This window comes from Arthrobacter sp. QXT-31 (assembly GCF_001969265.1).
GTDB lineage: Bacteria > Actinomycetota > Actinomycetes > Actinomycetales > Micrococcaceae > Arthrobacter.
Genome location: NZ_CP019304.1, coordinates 760771 through 784328 on the forward strand (window position 1 = coordinate 760771; position 23558 = coordinate 784328).

18 protein-coding genes are annotated in these 23558 nt (G+C 68.0%); 13 read left to right on the plus strand and 5 right to left on the minus strand.

Annotated features, from left to right (window positions below; all coding sequences use genetic code 11):
* Window positions 1-5: 5 nt before the first annotated feature.
* Both BWQ92_RS03520 and BWQ92_RS03525 read left to right on the plus strand, forming a co-directional pair.
* Window positions 6-665 carry a Maf family protein gene (locus tag BWQ92_RS03520; protein ID WP_076798318.1) on the plus strand — a complete coding sequence of 220 codons (660 nt, stop codon included), beginning with the start codon at window positions 6-8 and terminating at the stop codon, window positions 663-665.
* 102 nt (window positions 666-767) lie between these two features.
* The gene (locus BWQ92_RS03525) at window positions 768-2579 is read left to right on the plus strand and encodes an acetyl/propionyl/methylcrotonyl-CoA carboxylase subunit alpha (RefSeq protein ID WP_076798319.1); all 1812 of its coding nucleotides are present in this window, start codon (window positions 768-770) and stop codon (window positions 2577-2579) included.
* Between the two features lie 77 nt (window positions 2580-2656).
* Here the strand turns inward: BWQ92_RS03525 and BWQ92_RS03530 are convergent, their stop codons facing one another.
* Window positions 2657-4069: an MFS transporter gene (locus BWQ92_RS03530; protein ID WP_076798320.1), complete on the minus strand. Its 1413-nt coding sequence runs from the start codon at window positions 4067-4069 to the stop codon at window positions 2657-2659.
* Window positions 4070-4349: 280 nt separating this feature from the next.
* Between BWQ92_RS03530 and BWQ92_RS03535 the strand changes: the two genes are divergently transcribed.
* From BWQ92_RS03535 to BWQ92_RS03555, 5 genes are all read left to right on the plus strand, one after another.
* Window positions 4350-5783: an MFS transporter gene (locus BWQ92_RS03535; RefSeq protein ID WP_076798321.1), complete on the plus strand. Its 1434-nt coding sequence runs from the start codon at window positions 4350-4352 to the stop codon at window positions 5781-5783.
* A 1-nt stretch (window position 5784) separates the two neighbouring features.
* A complete protein-coding gene (locus BWQ92_RS03540) occupies window positions 5785-8007 on the plus strand; it encodes a molybdopterin oxidoreductase family protein (RefSeq protein ID WP_076798322.1) in 2223 nt (740 codons plus the stop codon).
* Complete coding sequence (locus tag BWQ92_RS03545) at window positions 8004-9566, plus strand: FAD-dependent oxidoreductase (RefSeq protein ID WP_076798323.1); 1563 nt, start codon at window positions 8004-8006, stop codon at window positions 9564-9566. The genes BWQ92_RS03540 and BWQ92_RS03545 overlap by 4 nt, the downstream gene beginning before the upstream one ends.
* A gap of 373 nt (window positions 9567-9939) precedes the next feature.
* Window positions 9940-10593 (plus strand): hypothetical protein, encoded by a 654-nt coding sequence (locus BWQ92_RS03550; RefSeq protein WP_157365090.1) that lies wholly within the window; start codon window positions 9940-9942, stop codon window positions 10591-10593.
* 142 nt (window positions 10594-10735) lie between these two features.
* Complete coding sequence (locus tag BWQ92_RS03555) at window positions 10736-11425, plus strand: hypothetical protein (protein ID WP_076803482.1); 690 nt, start codon at window positions 10736-10738, stop codon at window positions 11423-11425.
* Between the two features lie 35 nt (window positions 11426-11460).
* On the opposite strand, the gene BWQ92_RS03560 is transcribed toward BWQ92_RS03555, so the two are convergent.
* Window positions 11461-11841: a hypothetical protein gene (locus BWQ92_RS03560; RefSeq protein WP_076798325.1), complete on the minus strand. Its 381-nt coding sequence runs from the start codon at window positions 11839-11841 to the stop codon at window positions 11461-11463.
* Window positions 11842-12066: 225 nt separating this feature from the next.
* The gene (locus BWQ92_RS03565) at window positions 12067-13482 is read right to left on the minus strand and encodes an NAD(P)H-quinone dehydrogenase (RefSeq protein ID WP_076798326.1); all 1416 of its coding nucleotides are present in this window, start codon (window positions 13480-13482) and stop codon (window positions 12067-12069) included.
* A gap of 117 nt (window positions 13483-13599) precedes the next feature.
* On the opposite strand from BWQ92_RS03565, the gene BWQ92_RS03570 reads away from it, so the two are divergent.
* The gene (locus tag BWQ92_RS03570) at window positions 13600-14418 is read left to right on the plus strand and encodes a purine-nucleoside phosphorylase (RefSeq protein ID WP_076798327.1); all 819 of its coding nucleotides are present in this window, start codon (window positions 13600-13602) and stop codon (window positions 14416-14418) included.
* A 46-nt stretch (window positions 14419-14464) separates the two neighbouring features.
* On the opposite strand, the gene BWQ92_RS03575 is transcribed toward BWQ92_RS03570, so the two are convergent.
* Window positions 14465-14962 (minus strand): RrF2 family transcriptional regulator, encoded by a 498-nt coding sequence (locus BWQ92_RS03575; protein ID WP_076798328.1) that lies wholly within the window; start codon window positions 14960-14962, stop codon window positions 14465-14467.
* 159 nt (window positions 14963-15121) lie between these two features.
* Between BWQ92_RS03575 and BWQ92_RS03580 the strand changes: the two genes are divergently transcribed.
* Window positions 15122-16858: a phospho-sugar mutase gene (locus BWQ92_RS03580; RefSeq protein ID WP_076803483.1), complete on the plus strand. Its 1737-nt coding sequence runs from the start codon at window positions 15122-15124 to the stop codon at window positions 16856-16858.
* A gap of 9 nt (window positions 16859-16867) precedes the next feature.
* Here the strand turns inward: BWQ92_RS03580 and nirD are convergent, their stop codons facing one another.
* Complete coding sequence (gene nirD, locus BWQ92_RS03585) at window positions 16868-17230, minus strand: nitrite reductase small subunit NirD (RefSeq protein ID WP_076798329.1); 363 nt, start codon at window positions 17228-17230, stop codon at window positions 16868-16870.
* A 296-nt stretch (window positions 17231-17526) separates the two neighbouring features.
* On the opposite strand from nirD, the gene nirB reads away from it, so the two are divergent.
* From nirB to BWQ92_RS03605, 4 genes are all read left to right on the plus strand, one after another.
* A complete protein-coding gene (nirB, locus tag BWQ92_RS03590) occupies window positions 17527-20190 on the plus strand; it encodes a nitrite reductase large subunit NirB (RefSeq protein WP_076803484.1) in 2664 nt (887 codons plus the stop codon).
* A 2-nt stretch (window positions 20191-20192) separates the two neighbouring features.
* Entirely contained in the window at window positions 20193-21227 is a 1035-nt protein-coding gene (gene cobA / locus BWQ92_RS03595; protein ID WP_076798330.1) for a uroporphyrinogen-III C-methyltransferase, read from the plus strand.
* 11 nt (window positions 21228-21238) lie between these two features.
* Window positions 21239-22420 (plus strand): uroporphyrinogen-III synthase, encoded by a 1182-nt coding sequence (locus BWQ92_RS03600; RefSeq protein ID WP_076798331.1) that lies wholly within the window; start codon window positions 21239-21241, stop codon window positions 22418-22420.
* A 248-nt stretch (window positions 22421-22668) separates the two neighbouring features.
* On the plus strand, window positions 22669-23529 hold the full coding sequence (locus tag BWQ92_RS03605; protein WP_076798332.1) for an FAD-dependent oxidoreductase: 861 nt from the start codon (window positions 22669-22671) through the stop codon (window positions 23527-23529).
* Window positions 23530-23558: the final 29 nt, after the last annotated feature.

Genomic DNA, 23558 nt, shown 5'->3' on the forward strand with positions numbered 1-23558 from the left:
GAGCCGTGACCCGCCTCATTCTTGCTTCCCAGTCCCCCGCCCGCACCAAACTTCTGACTGAGGCCGGCATCGAGCACCAGGTGCTCGTGTCCGATGTCGACGAGGACGCCGTCCAGGAACGCTACGGCGTCACCGATCCGCACGACACCGCCCTGCTCCTGGCCCGCGCCAAAGCCGAGGCTGTCGCGTCGCTCCCGGAAGCCGAGGGTGCCCTGGTGCTCGGCTGCGATTCCGTGTTCGAGTTCGACGGCGAGTCCCACGGCAAGCCGTACACCGTGGATGTGGCCCGGCAGCGGATGCTGAGGATGAGCGGCAGCAGCGGGGTCCTGCACACCGGCCACTGGCTGGTGGACTGCCGTGACACGGATGACGACGGCGGCTCAGGCGCCACACTGGGCAGCGTCGCCTCCGCGGAGGTGCACTTCATGGAGATGGAGCTCGCCGAGATCGACGCCTACATTGCCACCGGCGAACCGCTCCACTGCGCCGGCTCCTTCACCATTGACGGTTTGGGCGGCGCTTTCATCCGGAAAGTCGACGGCGACCCGCACGCCGTCGTCGGCCTGTCCGTATCCACGCTCCGCTCCCTGCTGGCCCAGGCGAACGTGAGCATCACCGAGTTCTGGCAGGACCTGCCGGACTCGGCAAATCCCGGGGAGTTGTAGCTTCCCTACAAAGGCCGGGCCTCCTACACGCGGATTCCGCCAGTAATATCGGCGGAATCCTCAAAATCAGGCTAGGCTCCCTGAAGGAAAGAAGGAGACGCCTTGTCAGTAAAGCCGGAGCAGTCCGCAGGTCCAGTGCATTCGAAAATCACCAAGGTTCTGATTGCGAACCGCGGTGAAATCGCCGTCCGCATCATCCGTGCAGCGCGGGACGAGGGCATCGCCTCCGTCGCCGTTTACGCCGATCCGGACCGGGACGCCCTCCACGTCCGGCTCGCCGACGAAGCCTACGCCCTGGGCGGCACCACGGCAGCAGAGTCCTACCTCGTGATGGACAAGCTGATCGACGCGGCCCGCCAGTCCGGTGCCGACGCCATCCACCCCGGCTACGGTTTCCTGGCCGAGAACGCCCAGTTCGCCGCGAAGGTCATCGACGCCGGCATCACCTGGATCGGACCGTCTCCCGAGGCCATCTCCGCCCTGGGCGACAAGGTCCAGGCCCGCCACATCGCCGAGAAGGTGGGCGCCCCGCAGGTGCCCGGCACCGCCGACCCCGTGGAGTCCGCCGAGGAGATCCTGGAATTCGCGGACAAGTTCGGCCTGCCCGTGGCCATCAAGGCCGCCTTCGGCGGCGGCGGCCGCGGCATCAAGGTGGCCCGCACCCGCGAGGAAATCCCCGAGCTCTTCGATTCCGCCGTCCGCGAGGCCACTGCCGCCTTCGGCCGTGGCGAGTGCTTCATCGAGCGGTTCCTGGACGCCCCGCGCCACGTCGAAACCCAGTGCCTCGCCGACGCGCACGGCAACGTCGTCGTCGTCTCCACCCGCGACTGCTCGCTCCAGCGCCGCAACCAGAAGCTCGTGGAGGAGGCCCCCGCCCCCTTCCTGACGGAGGAACAGAACCGCCGCCTCTACGAGTCGTCCAAGGCCATCCTGAAGGAGGCCGGCTACCTGGGCGCCGGAACCTGCGAGTTCCTGGTCGGCCAGGACGGCACCATCTCCTTCCTCGAGGTGAACACCCGGCTGCAGGTGGAGCACTGCGTCTCGGAGGAAGTGACGGGCATCGACCTGGTGCGCGAACAGTTCCGCCTCGCCCGCGGCGAAGAGCTGGGCTACGGCGACCCCGAGGTCCGCGGCCACTCCTTCGAGTTCCGCATCACCGGCGAAGATCCGGGCCGCAACTTCATGCCCGCACCGGGCACTATCAGCACTTTGAAGAACCCCACCGGCCCCGGCATCCGCATTGACTCCGGCGTCGAAGAGGGCGACGTCATCAGCGGCAACTTCGACTCCATGCTCTCGAAGCTGATCGTGACCGGAGCCGACCGCCCCCAGGCCCTGCAGCGTGCACGCCGCGCCCTCGAGGAGATGGTGGTGGAAGGCATTCCCACCGTTATCCCCTTCGACCTGGCCGTGGTCAGCCACCCTGCGTTCGCGCCGGCCGAGGGACCGTTCAGCGTCCACACGCGCTGGATCGAAACCGAGTTCGTCAACGACCTTCCGGCGTGGACGCCCAACGGCGCCGCTCCGGAGAGCGAGGAAGCCGGCGAACGGCGCACCGTGGTGGTGGAAGTGGGCGGCAAGCGCCTTGAGGTTGCACTACCCGCGAGCCTCGGCTTCAGCGGCAACGCAGCAGCCGGCGCGAAGCCCGCCAAGTCCAAGAAGCGCAGCCGCACCGGCGGCGCCACCGCCGCCGCGGGCGGCAACGCCCTGGCCTCCCCCATGCAGGGAACCATCGTCAAGGTGGCCGTGGCCGACGGCGACGTCGTCGCCGAAGGTGATCTCGTCGTCGTGCTTGAGGCGATGAAGATGGAACAGCCGCTGACGGCGCACCGCGCCGGCACCATCACCGGGCTGTCCGCCGCGGCGGGCCAGACCGTCTCTGCCGGCGCCGTGATCGCGACGATCGAAGACTAAGACTCCCAAAGACTGCATGGAAATGCCCGGTGTGAAACCACACCGGGCATTTTCCGTTTAAGCGCAGGAGCTGGGAATCAGGCCACGTTGTTCTCGTAGTCCGTGTCCTTGGTTTCGCGCGTGATCCACAGCGCGATGAAGGTCAGCACCGCGGCCGCGGCCATGTAGACGCCGACCAGCCACGTGCTGCCGCCGGCCGCCTGCCACAGGGCAATGGCGATGAACGACGCCGGAGCAGCGCCGATGACGCTGGAGAGGTTGTATGCGACGGCCGAGCCGGTGTACCGCACATTGGACGGGAACAGCTCGGGCAGGATGGCAGCCATCGGGCCGAAGGTGAGTCCCATCAGGGTGAAGCCGACGATGAGGCCCACGATCGCTGCGCCGGGGCCGGGGCCGAACATGGTGAACCACAGCGCGCCGAAGACGAAGATGCCTGCGGTGACGCCCATAAGGAACTTGCGGCGGCCCCACTTCTCGGCCAACGGGCCGGACACGAGGGTGAAGATGCCGAAGAAGACGACGCCGAGGATCAGCATCCAGAGGAAGTCACCGCGCGGAACACCCAGGCCGGGAACGAAGTTGGCCACCTCGGCGGCGGACATCGGCTTGCCGGCCTTCTCGGCAGCAGCCTGCGCAGCCTCAACGGAGGCCGGCTTGGTGCCGTAAGTCAGGGTGAAGGAGGTCATGATGTAGAACAGCACGTACGTGGCCAGCATGATGAAGGTACCGGCCAGCACCGGGCGCCAGTGGCTCTTGATGGTGGCGGCGAAGGGAACCTTTGCCACCTTGTCCTCTTTCAGGACCTTCTGGAAGGAGGCGCTTTCCACGAGCTTGAGGCGGACGTACAGGCCAACGATCACCAGCACGGCGCTGAGCAGGAACGGCACCCGCCAGCCCCAGGCCAGGAAGTCCTCGGGGGTGAGCACGGCGTTGAACCAGATGAAGAGCAGGTTGGCCAGGATGAAGCCAATGGGGGCGCCGAGCTGCGGGAAGGTGCCGTAGATGGCGCGCTTGCCCTCGGGGGCGTTCTCGGTGGCCAGCAGTGCGGCACCGGACCATTCACCGCCCAGCGCCAGGCCCTGGGCGAAGCGCAGCAGCACCAGCAGCAGCGGCGCCAGGACCGCCCAGCCGGCCACGGAGGCGGTGGGCAGCAGGCCGATGAAGAAGGTGGCCAGGCCCATGGTCAGGAGCGAAGCAACGAGGGTGCCCTTGCGGCCGAACTTGTCGCCGAAGTGTCCGAAGAGGACCGAGCCGATGGGCCGGGCGATGAACGCGACGCCGAAGATGGCGAAGGAGCTCAGGAGGGCGTTGATCTCGGTGGCTTGCGGGAAGAAGAGCCGCGGGAAGACCAGTACCGACGCGGTTGCGTAGATGTAGAAGTCGTAGAACTCGATCGTCGTGCCGATGAGGCTGGCAAAGATCACTTTGCCCTTGGAGTTCACCGGTTTGACGGAGCCATGTTCCGTTGACGTTGCAGGCGATGACATGTGGGGACGCTTTCATGAGTACTGGACGGACCTCGCACGGAAGCCCCTCCAACCATAGGGATAAAACAGAGTTCAATCTTAGTTCCCGCCATCCATCCAGCGGACAAGCGGTCCAGCATTCGGACTTCCTGAGTTGTCTCAGCATGAGGTCGTTCGACAAGCCTAACTCTGCCCCCGGGCCGCTGATAGGCAAATGTCACAGCACGTTAACAAAGGGCGACCATCTGCGAAACGCGCCGTCCCTACCTTGGAAGGACAACATCCCCCAAGGAGGTATACCGTGACTGCTGACCGCACCGCAGACGCCGGAACCCATAATTCCCTCGATCTTGCCGCCGCCACCACTGCCGATGCACCCGATACCCTTGCCCTCGAAGTGCGCCCCGGTCGCTGGATCGCCAACTGGGACGCCGAGAACAAGCACCAGTGGGAATCCCAGGGCCGCTCCATCGCACGCCGCAACCTCAACTGGTCCATCTTCGCCGAATTCCTTGGCTTCGTCGTCTGGCAGCTGTGGTCGATCGTCGTCGTCCAGCTCCCCGCTGCGGGCTTCACGTTCAGCACCTCCGAAATCTTCTGGCTTATCTCCATGCCGAGCCTGGTCGGCGCCACGCTCCGGATCCCGTACACGTTCATGGTTCCGCGCTTCGGTGGCCGGAACTGGACCATCGTCTCCGCCCTGCTCCTGCTGATCCCCTCGGTGGGACTGGCCGTGTGCGTTTCCAACCCGGAAACACCGTTCGGCGTCATGCTCCTGGTGGCCGCCCTTGCAGGCTTCGGCGGCGGCAACTTCGCCAGCTCGATGGCCAACATCACCTTCTTCTACCCCGCCCGTGAAAAGGGCTGGGCCCTGGGCCTGAACGCCGCCGGCGGCAACCTCGGCGCCGCGGTGGCACAGCTTGCCGTGCCGATCGCCATCACACTGCTGGCCGCGGGCACCGTCAACCTGCCAATGGCAGGGCTCATGTGGGTTCCGCTGATCCTCCTGGCAGCCTTCGGCGCCTACAAGTACATGAACAACCTCACGAGCGCCAAGGGCGACGTGGCCGGTTCTGTTGCAGCAATCAAGGAACCCCACCTGTGGGTCATGGCACTGCTGTACATCGGCACATTCGGCTCCTTCATCGGCTTCGCCGGCGTGTTCCCGAAGCTCATCAAGGACTACTTCCCCGAATTCTCCTCCATCTCCGTCGGCGCAGTGGCCCTCTCCCTGGCCTTCCTCGGCCCGCTGGTCGGTTCCCTGGCCCGCCCCTACGGCGGCCGCATGGCCGACCGCATGGGAGGAGCGCGCATGACGGTGGCAGCCTTCGCCTCGATGGCCGTCATCACCCTGACCATGATCTGGACCCTGCCGCTGAAGAACTTCTGGCTCTTCCTGGTCCTGTTCCTGATGCTGTTCACGGCCAGCGGCTTCGGAAACGGCGCCACCTACCGCATGATCCCGGTGATCTTCGCGACCTCCAGCCGGGCAGCCCGCTCCGGAGCCAGCTCGGTGCAGACCCAGCGCCTGGCCTCCTCGGCACTCGGCCTAATCTCAGCCATCGGCGCCTACGGCGGGTTCGTCATCCCGCAGGTGCTCAACGCCTCCAACACCGCCAGCGGCTCCTACACCCCGGCCTTCTACGGCTTCGTCGGAGCGTACGCCCTGATGCTCGCCGTCTGCTGGTTCTGCTACATCCGCAACGCCAACCGAAACGCGATGGGACACGTCTAACATGACCAAAAGCGCCGACACGCACTGCCCCTACTGCGCCCTGCAGTGCGCCATGACGCTCAAGTCCCCGGCGGCCCAGGCCGCCACGGGCCTGGCCCCGGCTGCACAGCCGGGGTCAGGCCCCGTGCCTGCCCTTGCGGTGCCTGCTCTCGAGGGGCCCGCCCTCGAGGTGAACGGCCGCGACTTCCCCACCAACCGCGGCGGCCTCTGCCGCAAGGGGTGGACCTCGGCCTCGCTCCTGCAGCACCCCGGACGCGTCACCGAGCCCATGCTCAAAGGGCCCGACGGCGTCTTCCGCCCCATCTCCTGGGATGAGGCCCTGGGACGCGTCACCGCCGCCGTGAAGGATGCCCGGGCCAGGTACGGCGCGGACTCCGTCGGCGTGTTCGGCGGCGGCGGCCTCACCAACGAAAAGGCGTACCAGCTCGGCAAATTCGCCCGCCTCGCACTGGGAACCTCGCGAATCGACTACAACGGCCGGTTCTGCATGTCGTCCGCGGCGGCCGCGGGCATGCGGGCCTTCGGCCTGGACCGCGGGCTGCCCTTTCCGCTGGAGGCGCTGGATACGGCCAGCACCATCCTGATGCTCGGATCCAACGTCGCCGAGACCATGCCGCCCTTCGTCCAGCACCTGCAGGGCGTCCGCGACGCCGGCGGCCTCATCGTGGTGGACCCGCGGCGTTCCGCCACAGCGGGATTCACCTCCGACGGCGGCGGCATCCACCTCCAGCCCCTCCCCGGCACCGACCTCACGCTCCTGCTGGGCCTCTCCCACGTAGTGATCCACGAAGGCCTCCTCGACGCCGAATACATCGAGGCGCGCACCACCGGCTTCGACGCCGTGGTCCGGTCCGTCAACGCCTACTGGCCGGAACGGGTGCAGTCCATCACCGGCGTACCCGCCGACCTCATCCGTGAGACAGCCCGCCGGCTGGCCGCCGGCGCGCGCCGCGGCGGCACTTACATCCTGACCGGACGCGGCGTGGAGCAGCACGTGGACGGCACGGACACCGCCACGGCGGCCATCAACCTCAGCCTCCTGCTGGGCCTGCCGGGCAGCGCCCGCAGCGGCTACGGCACGCTCACGGGGCAGGGCAACGGCCAGGGCGGCCGCGAGCACGGCCAGAAGGCCGACCAGCTGCCCGGTTACCGCAAGATCACCGATCCCGCCGCACGGGCACATATGGCCTCGGTGTGGGGCGTGGATGAGTCCCTCATTCCGGGTCCCGGCCTGCCAGCCGTGCAGCTGCTCAAGTCCCTGGGACAGCCCGACGGCGTCCGGTGCCTTTTGGTGCACGCCTCCAACATCGCCGTCGCGTCCCCGGATGCCAACGCCGTCATCCGCGGGCTCCGCAGCCTGGATTTCCTGGTGGTCTGCGACTTCTTCATGTCCGAGACCGCAGCCGAGGCTGACCTCGTCCTGCCGGTGCTGCAGTGGGCCGAAGAGGAAGGCACCCTGACCAATCTGGAAGGCCGCGTGCTCCGCCGCCGGCAGGCGATCCAGCCGCCCGCCGGCGCCCGCAGCGAGCTGTGGATCATGGCCCGGCTCGCCGAGGCCCTCGAGGCGCCGTCCACCTACAGCGACGACCCCGAGACGGTCTTCGAGGAGCTGCGCCAGGCATCAGCGGGAGGCGCGGCTGACTACTCGGGCATCGACTACGCCCTGCTGGACAGCGGCGCAGCCGCGTACTGGCCCTACCCCGCAGGCAGCACCGGAACCCCACGCATGTTCCTGGACGCCTTTGCCCACCCGGACGGCAAGGCCGTCATGACACCGGTGGCGCCGCGCCGCCGTCGTACTCCCACTGCCAATCCAGACCCGGCCGCCAAGCCCATGACCCTGATCACCGGCAGGCTGCTGGAGCACTACCAGTCAGGCGCGCAGACGCGGCGGGTGGCCGAACTCCTGGCGTCGCAGCCCGAAGCCCGGGTGCAGATCCATCCGGCGGCCGCCGCCGCCATGGGGATCACGGAGGGTGCGGAGGTCTCGGTGGCGAATGAGCGCGGTGAGGAGGTCTGCCGTGCCGAGCTCAGCACCGCCATCCGCCAGGAGACCGTTTTCCTGCCGTTCCACTTCCCCGAACTGGAAAGCGCGAACCGGCTGACGGAAGCCGCCACGGACCCCATCTCCGGGATGCCCGAATTCAAGTTCAACAAAGTATGGGTCCGGCTGGCAGCCGCCACCCCGGCCAGCAGCGTTCTTCAGACAGCGGAGGCCTCATGAGCGAGCAGATTGTAATTGTCGGATTCGGTCCGGTGGCCGCGCGGCTGGTGGATGAGCTGCTGCCGGCACTGCGTGCCGGGCAGGTGGGGCTGACGGTCATCGGGCAGGAAACCGAGGCCGCCTACAACCGCGTGCTGGTGGCCGACCTCGGCGTTGGCCGCACCACGCCCGAGGCGCTGGCCCTCGCCGACGCCGCAGCACTGGTGGCCGACGGCGTGGACGTCCGGCTGGGCGTGGCGGTCAGGCGCGTGGACCGCGCCCGGCAGTCCGTCCTCCTCTCCGACGGCACCACCGCGCACTACGACCGGCTGGTCTTCGCCACCGGATCCCGGCCGGTGGTCCCCAACCTCACCGGGCTGAACCCGGACCCCGCGGCCCCCGTCCTCCCGCCGGGCGTCACCGCGCTCCGCGACCTCCGCGACGCCGGGGTGCTGCGGACGGCGGTGGAAAGCCGCAAGCGCGTGGTGGTGCTGGGCGGCGGCGTGCTGGGGCTGGAGACGGCCCTCGCGGCCGCAGAGGAAGGCGCCACGGTCACCGTGGTGCACAACGGCCCCCACCCGCTGGGCCGGAACATCGACCGCGGCGGCGGCGCCGTCCTGGCTGCCAGCCTGCGCAGCTGCGGCGTCCGGATGGCCGGAAACGCCCGTTCCACCGGCATTGAACACAACGGCCCCGACGGCGGGTTCTCGGCGCTGCTGCTCGACGACGGGTCGGCGATCGACGGCGACCTGCTGGTCCTCTCCTGCGGCGTCCGCCCGCGCATCGAACTCGCCGAAGGCTGCGGACTTTCCACCGGCACGGGCATCCTGGTGGACCACCGGCTGCGTGCCCACCACGAGCCGCACATCTTCGCCATCGGTGACTGCGCCGAGGTCCGCTGCCCGGATCCCGCCTGCATCGAGTGCCGCACGGCGCGGGGACCCTCAGGGCTGGTGGGGCCCGGCTGGCGCCAGGCCGAATGGCTCGCCGAATACCTCCTGCTGCTGTCCGAGGGTGCCGTGGAGGACGCTGAAGCACTGCCCCCGCTCCCCCAGGAGAAGCCGGGCGTGATTGTGCTGAAGGCCCGCGGCATGAACATGGCCGTGGCCGGTGACAACTCCGCGGAACCGTGGGATGAGGAAGTCCTGGCAGCCGGCGCCGTCAACGGCAGGCCGCGGCTGCAGGTGGCCCAGTGGGCGGACCCCGAGCACGGGCGCTACGTGAAGATGACCACCCGCGGCGGCGTGCTGGAGGGCCTGGTCAGCGTGGGCATGCCGCGCACCGCCGGAGAGCTGGTGCAGCTCTTCGAACGCGGCGCTGAACTGCCGGCGGACAGGTCCCTGCTCCTGCGCCTCGACGGACCCGACCAGCTGGCTGCAGCAGGTCCCTCCAACGATCCTGAGAGCACCGTGTGCCGCTGCGCCGGCGTGAGCGGAGGCAAGATCGCCGACGCCGCCGCAGGCGGGTGCTCCACCGTGGCCGAGGTTTCCACCGCCACCCGCGCGGGCACCGGCTGCGGCGGCTGCCACGAGGACATCAAAGGACTGATCGAGAAGCACTTTCAGGGAGCTGCCGCCTGACGGCTGACCTGCTTTTCGGAGGAGTATAAAAGACTGTGCTCATCATTTACTGATACGGGATGAAAGTATCGGATAAAAAGCCGCCCATTAATGAAGCACAGCCCTTGCATGGGACCGATGCGGCGAATAACATCGTTTCCACTTGCGCCGGTGACTCCGGCTGAATGATCGGCGGATTTTATATGCCGCAGTCAGGGCTTGTCCCGAATTCTTTCGGCGTACGGTCTCCTGCATTTACTTATGCTGGTGCGTCAGTCTTTCCGGCTCGAGGAATAAACAGCACTATGGGCAAAGTCGCCCATGTGTTCAGGCGTGCCGCAGGCGGCGCCGCCATCCGATTATTCCGCGATCCGTACAACGATGGGTCACGATCATGATCAAAAGACTTCTCACATTGATGGCCGCAATGGCGCTGGCCATGGCGACGCCCCTTTCGGCCTCGGCCGCCCCCACCACCCAAGAGACCTACAGTGCCTTGGCTGCCCGGTGGTGGATCTGGGCTGGATCCCAGCCGGTTCCAACGAACCCCCTCGTCGACAAAACGGGCAAGGACTGCGCCAATGGCCAGACGGGGACCACCTGGTTCCTTGCGGGTGCCATCGGCGGCGGCGAAATTTCGCGCACTTGCACGCTTCCAGCCGGTTCCGACCTCTTCTTTCCCCTTATTAATATTGTGGACATTGAAGCCCAAGCGGATAACGTCAGCCCGGGCGCCGTTCGCAGAATACTTGCGAGTGTAGACGTCAAGAAAAGCACGAGTAATTTGACGGTTACTTTCGACGGTAAGGCAATTGGACCCGACGTCATCCAGTATGAGGAAAGCCCCATGTTTGCGGTCACTCTTCCGAAGCATAATATTTTTGGTGCTGCGGCGGGAATTTATGATCCCTGCGGGGATAACGGTTACTACGCTCTCATTAAAGGCGCAACCCCCGGCGAGCATGCGCTCAAATTCACGGGCGCATATGACGGACCGCTTGGCTCATTCTCTATCAATGCAACGTATCACCTGACCATTACCGGCTGATCCACAAAACCCGCGGTCTGCTGGCCAGATGTGCCGAAGTATCACCGGCGAATACAACGCCGGTTCGGCAAGTCCGGGCCAGCAGGCCGCTGCCGCGTCACACAAATCGGGCTTGCTGTGGCTGGCCGGTAGCATCGGGAGCATGAATGCCGACGAAGACGACGACATCACCGAAGAACTGCTGGCCGACGCCGACAAGCTCACCGGGCTGAGCCTTGAACTCCTGGGGCTGGACCCGCACCCGGATGACATGACCGACGAGCAGCGGCTCCAGTTCGATCCCGAGGACCTGGCTGAAATGGCCATCGCCGCCACCGGCGAGCGGGAGCGGTCCGTGCGCCAGACCCGCCTGCTGGCGGGCCTGCTGTGGAACTCGTCCGGCATCCTCATCGACCAGCTGTTCCGCGACCTTGGCACACTGCACGAGCTGGAAACCGTCACGCCCGAGGCCATCGCCGGAACCTCGGTGCTGTCCTCGCTGCCCCCGCAGTTCGCTGCCAGCTATGACGCGAAGTTCACGCAGCGGTTCATTGTGGTGGCATCGGACGTCACCGCGTCCCTGGCCCGCGGCTGGACCGCCCCCGGCTGCCTGGCCGGCGAGCTCGCCGTCCATTGCCTGCTCGACCAGGCCCGGATCACCGAGGACATCTACGAACTGGACCTCCCCGAGGAGTGGCGGGCCATCGTCGAGGAGGTCCTGCTGGAAGAGGCCGACTCGGAGACCCTCTACGCGGAGGGTACCGGCGGGGCGGACACCGGAAGGCTCGGCATTAGGCACTGGTTCGAGCCCTCCGCGCCCGGCGACACCGTCCCCCCGTACGCCTGTTCCTGAGCCGCCCGCTGCCTCCGCCGGATATCCGGCGGCCGCTACTTACGCCCGCGTCCGGCTTCGGTGGCCGTGATGTTGAAGGAACCGTCCAGCTTCACTGTCACCCGCGAGCCGTCCGCCGTCGTTATGTGCGCTTCGTACACGGCACCCTCGGCGTCTGTTTCCATTCGGTGGATCATCGCGCCGGGGTTGGCCGCCAGCACTGCGTTCCTCACCCTGGTGGCGGTGCTGCCCGTCAGCTGCTGCTCGGTGATCCCGTTGGCCGTGTGGCCTCCCTTGGAGGATTCCGTGCCGGACTGGCTGCCGCTACTGCTGGTGGACGAGGCGATGAGGGGATACCCCATGGCGAGGTAGGCGCCGCCGCCCACCAGGGCCGCTATGAGGGCCGTGTTGATTGCGGCTTTCTGGACAGTGATCATGGCATGCTCCTGGCTTCCGCGGTCCGACCGGCCGGAAGAAAATCTCCGCATAGCTGACCGCTGGTGGGTCGGTCTGTCGGAAGCCCGGTGCCGCCAATCCCGGGGATCGACAGTCTGAATTTTACTCAGGCCCGGGGGCGGCGACTAGGAGAAACGTGCCATTCACAGGAAGCGCGGCCCTGGCCTCGACAGGCCAACGCGACCGCACCAAGGGCGGGGCGCTGCCTACATGTGGACGTGCAGGCGGCGGGCAGCCTCGGAGATGGAGCCGCTCAGCGAGGGGTACACCGTGAAGGTGCTGGCGACGTCGTCGACGTGCAGTTTCTGCTTCACCGCGATGGAGATGGCGAAGATCAGCTCAGACGCGTTGGCGCCCACCACCACGCCGCCGATCACGGTGCCCGAGCCCTTGCGGGCGAAGATCTTGACGAAGCCGTCCTTGACGTTGCGCATCTTGGCACGGGCGTTGCTCTGCAGGGAGAGCTTGATGACGTCGCCCTGGTACTTGCCGGACTCGATCTCCGCCTCGGACACACCCACCGACGCGATTTCCGGCGAGGTGAAGATGTTGGAGGCCACCTGGTGCAGCTTGATGGGGGTCACCTGGTCGCCCAGGAAGTGCGCGATGGCGATGCGGCCCTGCATGGCGGCGACGGAGGCGAGCGCTAGGACGCCGGTGCAGTCGCCGGCAGCGTAGATGTTCGGGGCGGTGGTGCGGGAGACGCCGTCCACCTTGATGTGGCCGCTTTCGGTCAGCGCCACGCCGGCTTCCTCCAGGCCGATGCCGGCGGTGTTGGGAATGGAGCCCACGCACACCAGGCAGTGGCTGCCAGTGACCTTGGAGCCGTCACCGAGGGTGACCACCACGCCGTCGTCGGTCCGGTCCACCGTCTCGGCCCGCGAACGGGACAGCACCCGCACGCCGCGGCGTTCGAAGACGTCCTCCAGCACCTCGGCTGCATCGGTGTCGGAGCCCGGAAGCACGCGGTCGCGGCTGGAGATCAGGGTGACCTTGGAGCCCAGGCCGTTGTAGGCGGAGGCGAACTCGGCGCCGGTCACGCCGGAACCCACCACGATCAGTTCTTCGGGCAGTTCGTCCAGGTTGTAGATCTGCGCCCAGTTCAGGATCCGTTCGCCGTCCGGCCGCGCCGTGGGCAGCTCCCGCGGGTGCGCGCCGACGGTCAGCAGGATGGCGTCAGCCTCGACGGTTTCGGTTCCGTCCGCGGTCAGGACTTCGATGGTGTGGTTGTCCACCAGCTTCCCGGAGCCGTTCAGGATCCGGACGTTCTGGTGCTCGAGGCCGGTCTGGATGTCGCGGGACTGCTGGCGGGCGAGGCCGAGCAGGCGGTCGTTGATGTGCTTGAGGTCGGCGCGCATGACGGGAACGAAGTCCCCGCCGTCGACGTCGAACTTGACTCCCAGCTCCCCGGCGCCGCTGACGCGGGTCATCAGGTCCGACGTCGCGATCAGCGTTTTGGATGGTACGACGTCGGTCAGCACCGCTGAGCCGCCGAGGCCGGCCCGCTCGATGATGGTGACAATGGCTCCCAGCGAGGCGGCCACCATGGCGGCTTCGTAGCCACCCGGGCCTCCGCCGAGAATTGCGATTCGGGGGGCGCTGAAATCAGGATGCATAGTCACAGTGAGTCATTCTCCTGCATCCGGCGCCAGACCACCAACCTTCGGGGCCCTGCCCGGCGGCCTTCCGGGGCGCGTTTCTGGTGCCGCCACGGGCCCGGGCACGGTAGCTTGGACCGGGTGAGCACAACAGAATTCCTGAACACGGACCCCTTCGAGGCGGCCCGCACGGCCGCGGACTTCATCGCGTCTGAGACCGGCGTCGCAGCGCACGACACGGCCCTGGTCCTGGGCTCCGGCTGGGCCGGGGCCGCCGACCTTATCGGCGAGACCACGGCGACGCTGGCGGCCTCGGAGGTCCCCGGCTTCTCCGCCCCGGCAGTGGCGGGGCACGTGGGAACGATCCGCTCAGTGCTGACGCGGGAAGGCAAACGCGCCCTGGTCCTCGGCGCCCGCACCCACTACTACGAAGGCAAGGGCGTCCGGGCCGTCGTGCACGGTGTGCGCACCGCAGCTGCCGCCGGCTGCAAAACCCTCGTGGTCACCAACGGCTGCGGCGGGCTCAACGCTGACTGGGCACCCGGCACCCCGGTGCTCATCAAGGATCACATCAACCTCACCGCGGCCTCACCGCTGGAAGGCGCCACCTTCGTCGACCTGACTGACCTGTACTCGCCGCGGATCCGGGACCTGGCCCGCGACGTCGACCCCTCCCTTGAAGAGGGCGTCTACGCCCAGTTTCCCGGCCCGCACTACGAGACGCCGGCCGAGGTGCAGTACGCCAAGCGGATCGGCGCTGACCTGGTAGGCATGTCGACGGCGCTGGAGGCCATCGCCGCCCGGCACGCCGGCATGGAGGTCTTTGGCATCTCGCTGGTCACCAACCTCGCCGCGGGCATCAGCCCCACGCCGCTCAGCCATGAGGAAGTGCTTGAAGCCGGACACGCAGCCGGGCCGCGCATCTCCAAGCTCCTGGCGGAAATCATCGGCCGGCTCTAACCGTAGCGCGGGGTCTTGGCGCCCTTGGCAGGCTTCGGAACGGGCGCTAAATGACCCCTCGCTTGTCGTCTGCGAGGAGTTGGGAGAGTGAACTGGCCCGCGCGTCGGGGAAGCGCCGCTCAAGCGACTGGGCAATCCCTGCCACGGTCTGCCGCGCGAGCTCGGTCCGCCAGGCCAGCTCCGCCTGCCGCATGGACTGCGAAATGATGCAGCTCCGGACGTAGTCCTCATCCGCGCTACCGCCGGGGCAGTTCCCCAGGATGCCGTCGCAGCGGAATGCCAGGTCCCGGCCTTCGATGGCGAGCACCACGTCCAGCACCGAGATGCGGTCGGGCCGGCGCGCCAGCTGGAACCCTCCCCTGGGGCCGGACACCGACTGCAGGACGCCCGCGCGCACCAAGCACTGCAGTTGTTTGTTGAGGTAGGCCGGCGGCAGCCCGTAGAGCTCGGCCAGCCTGCCGCTGCTGATGGGTTCCCCGGCGGGCACCCACGCCAGGTTCACGCAGCAGTGAAGGGCCCACTCCACCCCCTGGTTCAATTTCACCTCCCAGACGCTACGTGTCCGGAATTTCCGTGTCCAGAATTTCTGCTGGTCCGGGTCGCTCCGGCGGCGGCGCAGGCGGCGGTGAACAGGTGAGGTTGTGACCGGGCCGCAGCCCCGTCCGGCACCGCTCCCCCGCACTTTGACGATAGTTTGGTTTCCATGACGTCTTCCGAAGCCGATCTGCAGTTGCTCAACGATGCCCGCGCCTGGGCCGCCCAGGACCCGGATCCCCGGACGGCGGCAACGCTGACCGAACTCGTGAAGCTCACCGAGGCAGGCACGCCCGCCGCCCGGCAGGACCTTGAAGACAGCTTCCGGGGAACGCTGCAGTTCGGCACGGCCGGCCTGCGCGCAGCCTTGGGACCGGGCCCTAACCGGATGAACCGCATCGTGGTCCGCCGCGCAGCGGCGGGCTTCGCAAATTTCCTGGTCCGGACGGTGGCGGAGGCTGCGCCGGGAACCCGGCCGCGCGCCGTCGTCGGCTATGACGCCCGCTACAACTCGGACATCTTCGCGGCAGAAACCGCCGCGGTGTTCACCGCCGCGGGGATCGAGACGTTCCTGATGCCGGCCGCCCTGCCGACGCCCGTGCTGGCGTATGCGGTCCGGGCGCTGGAGTGCGACGGCGGGGTGATGGTCACGGCCAGCCACAACCCTCCGCAGGACAACGGGTACAAGGTGTACCTGGGCCGGCACGCGGTGGAGGAAAGCGGCCGGGGCGCACAGATCGTGGCACCGTACGACACCCTGATCGCCACTGAGATCGGCAACGTGGGCGACGTTGCCTCGATCCCCCTGGCCCGGGACGGATGGACGACGCTGGACGCCACGATCACCAGTGACTACGAGGCGGCCACGGCCGCGCTGGCCGACCGGACGCTCGTCCCGGCCCGGGACCTGAAGATCGTCCTGACGCCGCTGCACGGCGTCGGCGGAGCCACAGCTGTCTCCGTGCTCCGGGCAGCCGGGTTCGACGACGTGACACTGGTCAGCGAGCAGGCGGAGCCGGACCCTGACTTCCCCACCGTCAGTTTTCCCAACCCCGAGGAACCCGGCGCCCTCGACCTGGCGCTTCAGGCGGCGGCACAGGCGGACGCGGATATTGTCCTGGCGAACGACCCGGACGCCGACCGTGCCGCGGTGGCGGCGAAGGACCCCGACACGGGTGCATGGCGGATGCTCCGGGGTGACGAGGTGGGCGCCCTGCTGGGAGCGCACGTGGTGGCGCGCCTGGCGGCCTCCGGAACGGAAGCGGAGGGCGTATTCGCCAGTTCGGTTGTTTCGTCACGGCTGCTTTCGCGCATCGCTACGGCAGCCGGGTATGCGCATCAGGAAACCCTGACCGGGTTCAAGTGGATCGCCCGGGTGCCGGGCCTCGTCTACGGCTATGAGGAGGCGCTGGGCTACTGTGTTGCGCCGGACCTGGTCCGCGACAAGGACGGCTTGTCTGCTGCCGTGCTCATTGCGGAACTGGCGGCCGCAGCCAAGGCCGCAGGCAAGACGATCTTCGACACCCTCGACGAGCTGTACCTGGTGCACGGGCTGCACGCGAGCGACCAGCTGAGCATCCGCGTCGGGGACCTGGGCCTGCTGGATGCCATGATGAACCGGCTGCGCGTAAACCCGCCCGAATCGTTCGGCGGCTCGGCCGTCGAGTCATTCGTGGATCTGGCCGAAGGCAGCGAACAGCTGCCCCCGACCGACGGGCTGCTCTACGTGACCCGCGACCTCAGCCGGGTGATCATCCGGCCGAGCGGCACGGAGCCCAAACTCAAGTGCTACCTGGAGGTCATCCGCAACGTCGGGTCCGCCGCGGAACTGCCGGAAGCCCGGCTGGCGGCCAGAGCCGCGCTGGACCAGGTGCTTACGGACGTCCGCGAGGCCCTCGGGCTGTAAGCGGAGCCCTTAGAGCTCAACCTCGATGACGCCGTCGATGATGCGCGTGTTGAACGTGGCCAGGCGCAGGTCAGCGTTGCCGAAGCACTCGCCCGTCTCGAGGTCGTAGACCTCCTTGTGCAGCGGTGACGCGATCGTGGGGCGTGTGCCGCGTGAGCCGAGGATGCCGCGTGCCATGACGAACGCGCCAGTGGCCGGGTCCTCCTGGGCCACGGCGAAAACCTCACCGGGGGCCGTGCGGAACAGGGCCACCTGCCGGCCGGCTACGAGTGCCGCTTCGCCCCAGGCCAGTTCCAGGTCCTCCACTGCGCAAACGCGGTGCCAGCCTGCAAACCCGGTGGCGAGATCCTCAAGTTCCAGTGTTGCCGTCATGTCCGGCTCCTCTCCCTGTTGCGTGCTTTCCGGCGGCGGGCCGGTCCTGCCAGGCGTGTGATTACGCCTGCACTTGCCGCCGCTGCGGCCGTATATCCAAGCTAGGGCGGAGGTGTTTCGACGGGGTGCAGTCAATGTGTCAGGTACGTAAAAGACACCTCACAGGGCCCGAAACAATCCCGTGATGCAGAAGTTAAGATCACGAAACAAACGGGAAACTGAAGCGAAACTGCCCCTCCCTAGGCTGGATGCACAAGCTGCAGAGCACCGTCTGCGGCCCGTGCGAAAGGCCCACAGTGACCGAACAGACTTCAACCCCAGAGACTCCGCGCCGCATCGTCGTCGCCGGCGGCGGCCCCGCGGCCCACCGTTTTGCAGATGCCATGCATGCCCGCGGCCTCGATGGCTGGCATGTTACGGTCCTCACCGAGGAAGCACACCTCCCCTACGACCGCGTCGCGCTGAGCAAAGCCCTCACGGACAGCGCGGTTGACCTCACGCTTGGTGCCGCGTCCATGTGGGACCACGAGTCGCTGAACCTGCAGACCGGCGAGCGCGTGGTGAAGATCGACACCTCGGCCAAGTCCGTTGAAACCGCTGCCGGGAACACCTATGAATACGACGAACTGGTGGTTGCCACCGGTTCGGACGCCGCCAGGCTCCCGCTTCCCGGCGCTGAGCGGGTGCACGTCTACCGCACCCTCGAAGACGTCTGGGCCATCAACAAGTCCATCGCCGAACTCACCGAAAAGCTCGGCCGCAAGATCAACGCCGTCACCATCGGCGGCGGCCTCCTGGGCCTTGAGTCCGCCGCCGGCACCGAACAGCTCGGCGCCACCCCGGTGGTCATCAACGGCGCCCCCTGGCTCATGAACACCCAGCTCGACGAAGGCGCCGGGCAGGCACTGGGCCGCCTGATCGAGGCAAAGGGCTTCCAAGTCCACGGCGGCGTGTTCCCGAGCGAAATCCTCGCGGACGACGACGGCCAGGTCACCGGTGTGCTGATGGCCGACGGCCGCACCATCCCGGCCGACATCGTCATCGTCGCCATCGGCGTCAGGCCCCGCGACGAGCTCTTCCGCGCCGCCGAAGGTGAGGAGGCCCTGTTCGACCTCGGCCCCCGCGGCGGTGTGGTGATCAACGACTACTGCGCCACCCAGGTGCCCGGCGTCTGGGCCATCGGCGAGGTCGCCAACTTCGGCGGCATGTGCCTGGGCCTGGTGGCCCCGGCCAACACCATGGCCGAGATTGTGGCGGACCGGCTTCACGGCGGCGAGGCCACCTTCCCCGGCTTCGACACGGCCACCAAGCTGAAGCTTTCCGGCGTGGATGTGGCCAGCTTCGGTGACGCCTTCGCCAAGACCGAGCACGCCCTCGAAATCGTCTACGCGGACCCCGCCCGCGGCGTCTACCAGAAGATCGTCACCACCGACGACGCCAAGACCCTGCTCGGCGGCATCTTCGTCGGCGACGCGGCCCCCTACACCAGCCTCCGGCCGCTCCTGGGCCGCGAGCTTCCGGCAGAACCGGGCGCCTACCTGACAGCCGCAGGCGGCGGCGACGCCCCCGAGACCGAACTGCCGGATGACGCCACCCTGTGCTCCTGCAACAACGTGACCGCCGGAAGCATCCGCGACGCCATCAACGGCTGCGGCGCCTGCGACGGCAACGCCCCCGTCCAGGAACTCGGCGAACTCAAGGGCTGCACCCGCGCCGGAACCCAGTGCGGTTCCTGCGTTCCGATGCTCAAGAAACTGCTGGAAACCGAGCTGACCAAGTCCGGCGTCGAGGTTTCGAAGGCCCTGTGCGAGCACATCGAGCTGTCCCGCCAGGAGCTGTTCGACGCCATCCGCGTCCTGGAGCTGACCTCCTTCGAGGAGATCATGGCCAAGTACGGCACCGGCGCGGGCTGCGACATCTGCAAGCCGACCATCGCCAACATCCTGGCCAGCCAGAACAGCAACTACGTCCTGGACGCCGGCCGCGGCACCCTGCAGGACACCAACGACCGCGCGCTGGCCAACATGCAGAAGGACGGCACCTACTCGGTGGTCCCGCGCATCGCCGGCGGCGAGATCACGCCGAAGAAGCTGGGCGTCATTGCAGCCGTCGCCGAAAAGTACAACCTGTACACCAAGATCACCGGCGGCCAGCGCATCGACATGTTCGGTGCCCGGCTGGAGCAGCTGCCCGAAATCTGGAAGGAGCTGGTGGATGCCGGCTTCGAATCAGGCCAGGCCTACGGCAAGAGCCTGCGCACCGTGAAGTCCTGCGTCGGGTCCACCTGGTGCCGCTTCGGCGTCCAGGACTCGGTGGCCATGGCCATCCAGCTGGAGCTCCGCTACCGTGGCCTCCGCAGCCCGCACAAGCTCAAGATGGGCGTCTCCGGCTGCGCCCGCGAGTGCGCCGAAGCCCGCGGCAAGGACGTCGGCGTGATCGCCACAGCCGACGGCTGGAACCTGTATGTCGGCGGCAACGGCGGCGCCACCCCGGCCCACGCCCAGCTGCTGGCCAAGGACCTCGACGACGAAACCCTGATCAAGTACATCGACCGCTACTTCATGTACTACATCCGCACCGCCGACCGCCTGCAGCGGACCGCGCGCTGGCAGGAGGAACTCGACGGCGGCATCAAGCACGTCGAAGACGTGGTGGTGCACGACACCCTGGGCATCGCCGAGGACCTCGAGGCCGCCATGGCCAAGCACGTCGACACCTACATCGACGAGTGGGCCGACACCCTGAAGGACCCCGAGCGCCTGCGCCGGTTCCGCTCCTTCGTCAACGCCCCCGACCAGAAGGACGACTCCATCACCTTCGTCCCGGACGAGCGCGGCCAGATGCGGCCCGCAACGGCGGAGGAAAAAGGCAAGGTGCTGATCGGGGCCTCCATCCCCGTGCGGCCCTCCACCCCGGAACTGCCCTCCACGCCGGAACTGCTCCACGAGAACGAGGTATAGGCATGCAGCTCAGCATTGATCTCACCGGCCGCGATGTCCTGGTCACCGGCTCCGACTACGCCGCCCGCCAGGCCGTCCGCCGCTACGAGGCCGCCGGCGCCACCGTCTACCGCCTCAGCACCCCGCAGGGTGCAGGACACGACGGCCCCCTGCCCGAGCGCCCGTTCCTCGTCGCGGCAGTCGACGACGGCCAGTCCGGCTGGGAGCCGTTGCTGGACCGCTGCCGCGCCGCCGGCATTCCGGTGGCGGCCGAACCGGCCGCCGGCCGGGCCGGCCACGTCACCCTGGTCGGCGGCGGCCCGGGCACGGGCGAACTGCTGACCGTGGCGGCGGTCAAGGCGCTGCGGGATGCCGACGTCGTGTTCTACGACCGGCTGGCCCCGTACCAGGAGCTGGCGTCCCTCACCTCCGCCGAACTCGTCGACGTCGGAAAGCGCCCCGGACACCACAAGGTGAGCCAGGCCGACATCGAGAAGCTCATGGTCGCCTCGGCCCTGGAAGGCAACAACGTGGTCCGGCTCAAGGGCGGCGACCCGTACGTCTTTGGCCGCGGCGGTGAGGAAGTTGCCTCCTGCGTCGCCGCCGGTGTTCCCGTCCGCGTCATCTCCGGCGTCACCAGCGCGATTTCCGTGCCGGCCGCCGCCGGCATCCCCGTCACGCACCGCGAAGTCAGCCACATGTTCACGGTCGTGTCCGGGCATGCACCGCTCACGGAGAAGGAGCTGACGCACCTGGCCGGCCTTGGCGGCACCATCGTGGTGCTGATGGGCATTGGCACGCTCCACCACCTCGCGGCGGGCCTCCGCCGGGCCGGGATGCGCAACGACATGCCCATGGCCGTGGTGGAGCGCGGCTACCGGCCGGGCCAGAAAACCACCATCGCGGAACTGGGCACCATCGCCACGGCGGCCGCCGGCTGCAGCAACCCCGCCGTCCTGGTGATCGGCGAGGTGGTGCGGGTGGCTGAGGCCAACCGCGGGCATGCCGAGGCCGCGGCGGAGCTGGACCGTCTGGCGGCCTCGCTGCTGGGTTCGTGATAATGAACGCAATGAATGCACTAGCTCCCAGAGAAACAACACCCGCCGAAACAGCACCCGCTGAAGCGGCAGGCACCGAAAGCGCGCCGGAGCCGGCCGCCGAGGCCCCGCTGGAGGGTTTCCGGATCGGTGTGACCTCCCACCGCCGTTCACGCGACCTCATCGAGGCCCTGGAACGCCGCGGCGCAGAGGTGCTGCACGCCCCGGCCCTGAAGATCGCCCCGGTGAATGAGGACATCAGCCTCATTGAGGACACCAAGGCGATCATCGCGGCCAAGCCGGACCTCTGCATCGCCACCACCGCCTACGGCATGCGCCGCTGGTGCGAAGCGGCGGACGCCTCGGGGATCGGCGACGAGCTGCTGGAAACCCTGGGCGCCTGCCGGATGTTCGTCCGCGGTCCCAAGGCCCGCGGCGCCGTGCGCGCGGCCGGGCTGGCCGACGTCGGAATCAGCAGCGACGAGACCACGGCGACGCTCGTGGACATGCTCCTGGCCGAGGGCGTGCGCGGCAAGACCGTGGCCGTGCAGCTGCACGGCTACACGGACGTCCGCCAGCTGGAACGCCTCCGGATGTCCGGCGCCACCGTCCTCACCGTCACCCCCTACCGCTGGGTCAAGCCCGACGGCGCCGACCGGCTCCCCCGCCTCATCGAGGCTGCCTGCAGCGGCAACCTGGACGTCCTCACCTTCACGAGTGCCCCCGCCGTGGACGCCATGTGGAGCACGGCGCATGAGATGGGACTGTACAAGCAGCTCGTGGAGAGCCTGAAGACCACCGTGACGACCGCCGTCGTGGGTCCCGTCACCGCGCAGCCGCTGCTGGACGCCGGCATCACCCCCCTGGTGCCGGAGCGGTTCCGGATGGGCGCGCTGATCCGGCTGGTGTGCGAGCACCTCGCGCTGAACCATGTGCGCCGCCTGGAAACCCGCTCGGGAACCGTGGAACTGCGGGGCCGTTCACTGCGCATTGACGGCGAGCAGGTGGAGATCGCCCCGGCCCCGCTGCTGTTGCTCCGCGCGCTCCTGGGCGCCGAAGGGGCGGTCCTGTCCCGCGAATCCCTCTCCGAACTCCTGGAACTGCGCGGCTCCGTGCACGCGCTGGACATGACGGTCAGCCGGCTCCGCTCGTCCCTGCCGGACGGCAAGCTCGTGGAAACCGTGGTGAAGCGCGGCTACCGCATCCGCGTCTAGCGGCCGGTGTGATGCCAATAACAACGGGAGTTTTTGTACAGATAATGGCCCCAAAACGTGGTTTAGGGCGCGATGTCTGTACAAAAACTCCCTTTTGTTACCGGGTGGTAAAAAGCAGCGAACGGGCAGGGACAATTCCGCAACGGCAGGGAAACACCCCCGAAAAACGCTCCCCCTAGGCTGGGTCCCATCAGCACAACAGGGCCCGAGACCGGCCCGCCTGGTGCAGCATTCGAAAGGGCCCGCACATGTCCGCTCCGGCACAGTTTCCGTCCACTGCCACCGCTTCCGCCAAAATCCTGATCGCCGGTGCCGGCCCCGCCGCCCGGGCCCTCGTGGCCCAGCTGGCCGCGGCCCGCTTCGCCGGCACCGTCACCGTCCTGAGCAGCCGCGACGACGCCCCCGAGGAGCTGCTGGAACTGGCCGCCCTGCCGTTCGTCTCCGTCCGCTTCGGCCAGCCCGCCAGCCACATCGACGCCGCCGCCAAGGTGGTGACCACCGCCGACGGCATGGAGTTCGGCTACGACGAACTGGTCATCGCCACCGGATCGGCCCCGGACGACTCCCCTGTGGACGGCTCGGGCCGCTGCCTCAGCTACTCCACCATCGACGACGCCGACACGATCGGCCACGCCGTCCGGGAAGTCACCCGGGTTCTGGGCCGCCGTCCCTTGGGCATCCTGGTGGGCACCGGTCCCGCAGCCGGCCAGGCCGAAGCCGTGCTCCGCGCCCGCGGCGTCCGGCCTGTCCGCACCACAGCCCGGCCCGCCGCCGTCGTGCCTACCCTTGCCGGCTCCGTGCTGCCGGCTGCCGGCGTCGTGTTCGAGGACGGCAGCCGGATGAACGGCGACCTCGTGGTCCTCGCCGAAGAGCGCACGCCCCGGGACGGCCTGGCCGCCGCTGCCGGTGTCAAGACGGCGGCGTCCGGGGGGATCGTCGTCGGCCGCGACTTCCGCTCGTCCGTGCCGGGCATCTGGGCCATCGGGGATGCTGCAGCGTTCGACGGCGTGCGGCTGGGCCTGCTGGTGGCGTCAGGTTCCGCTGCCGGCGTCTGCGCCGCCGAGCTGATGGCGGCCCTCTCCGTGGGGCAGCTGGCCACGGCGGCGTAGCGCTCCTGCTGTGGCAGGATGGTTCGGAA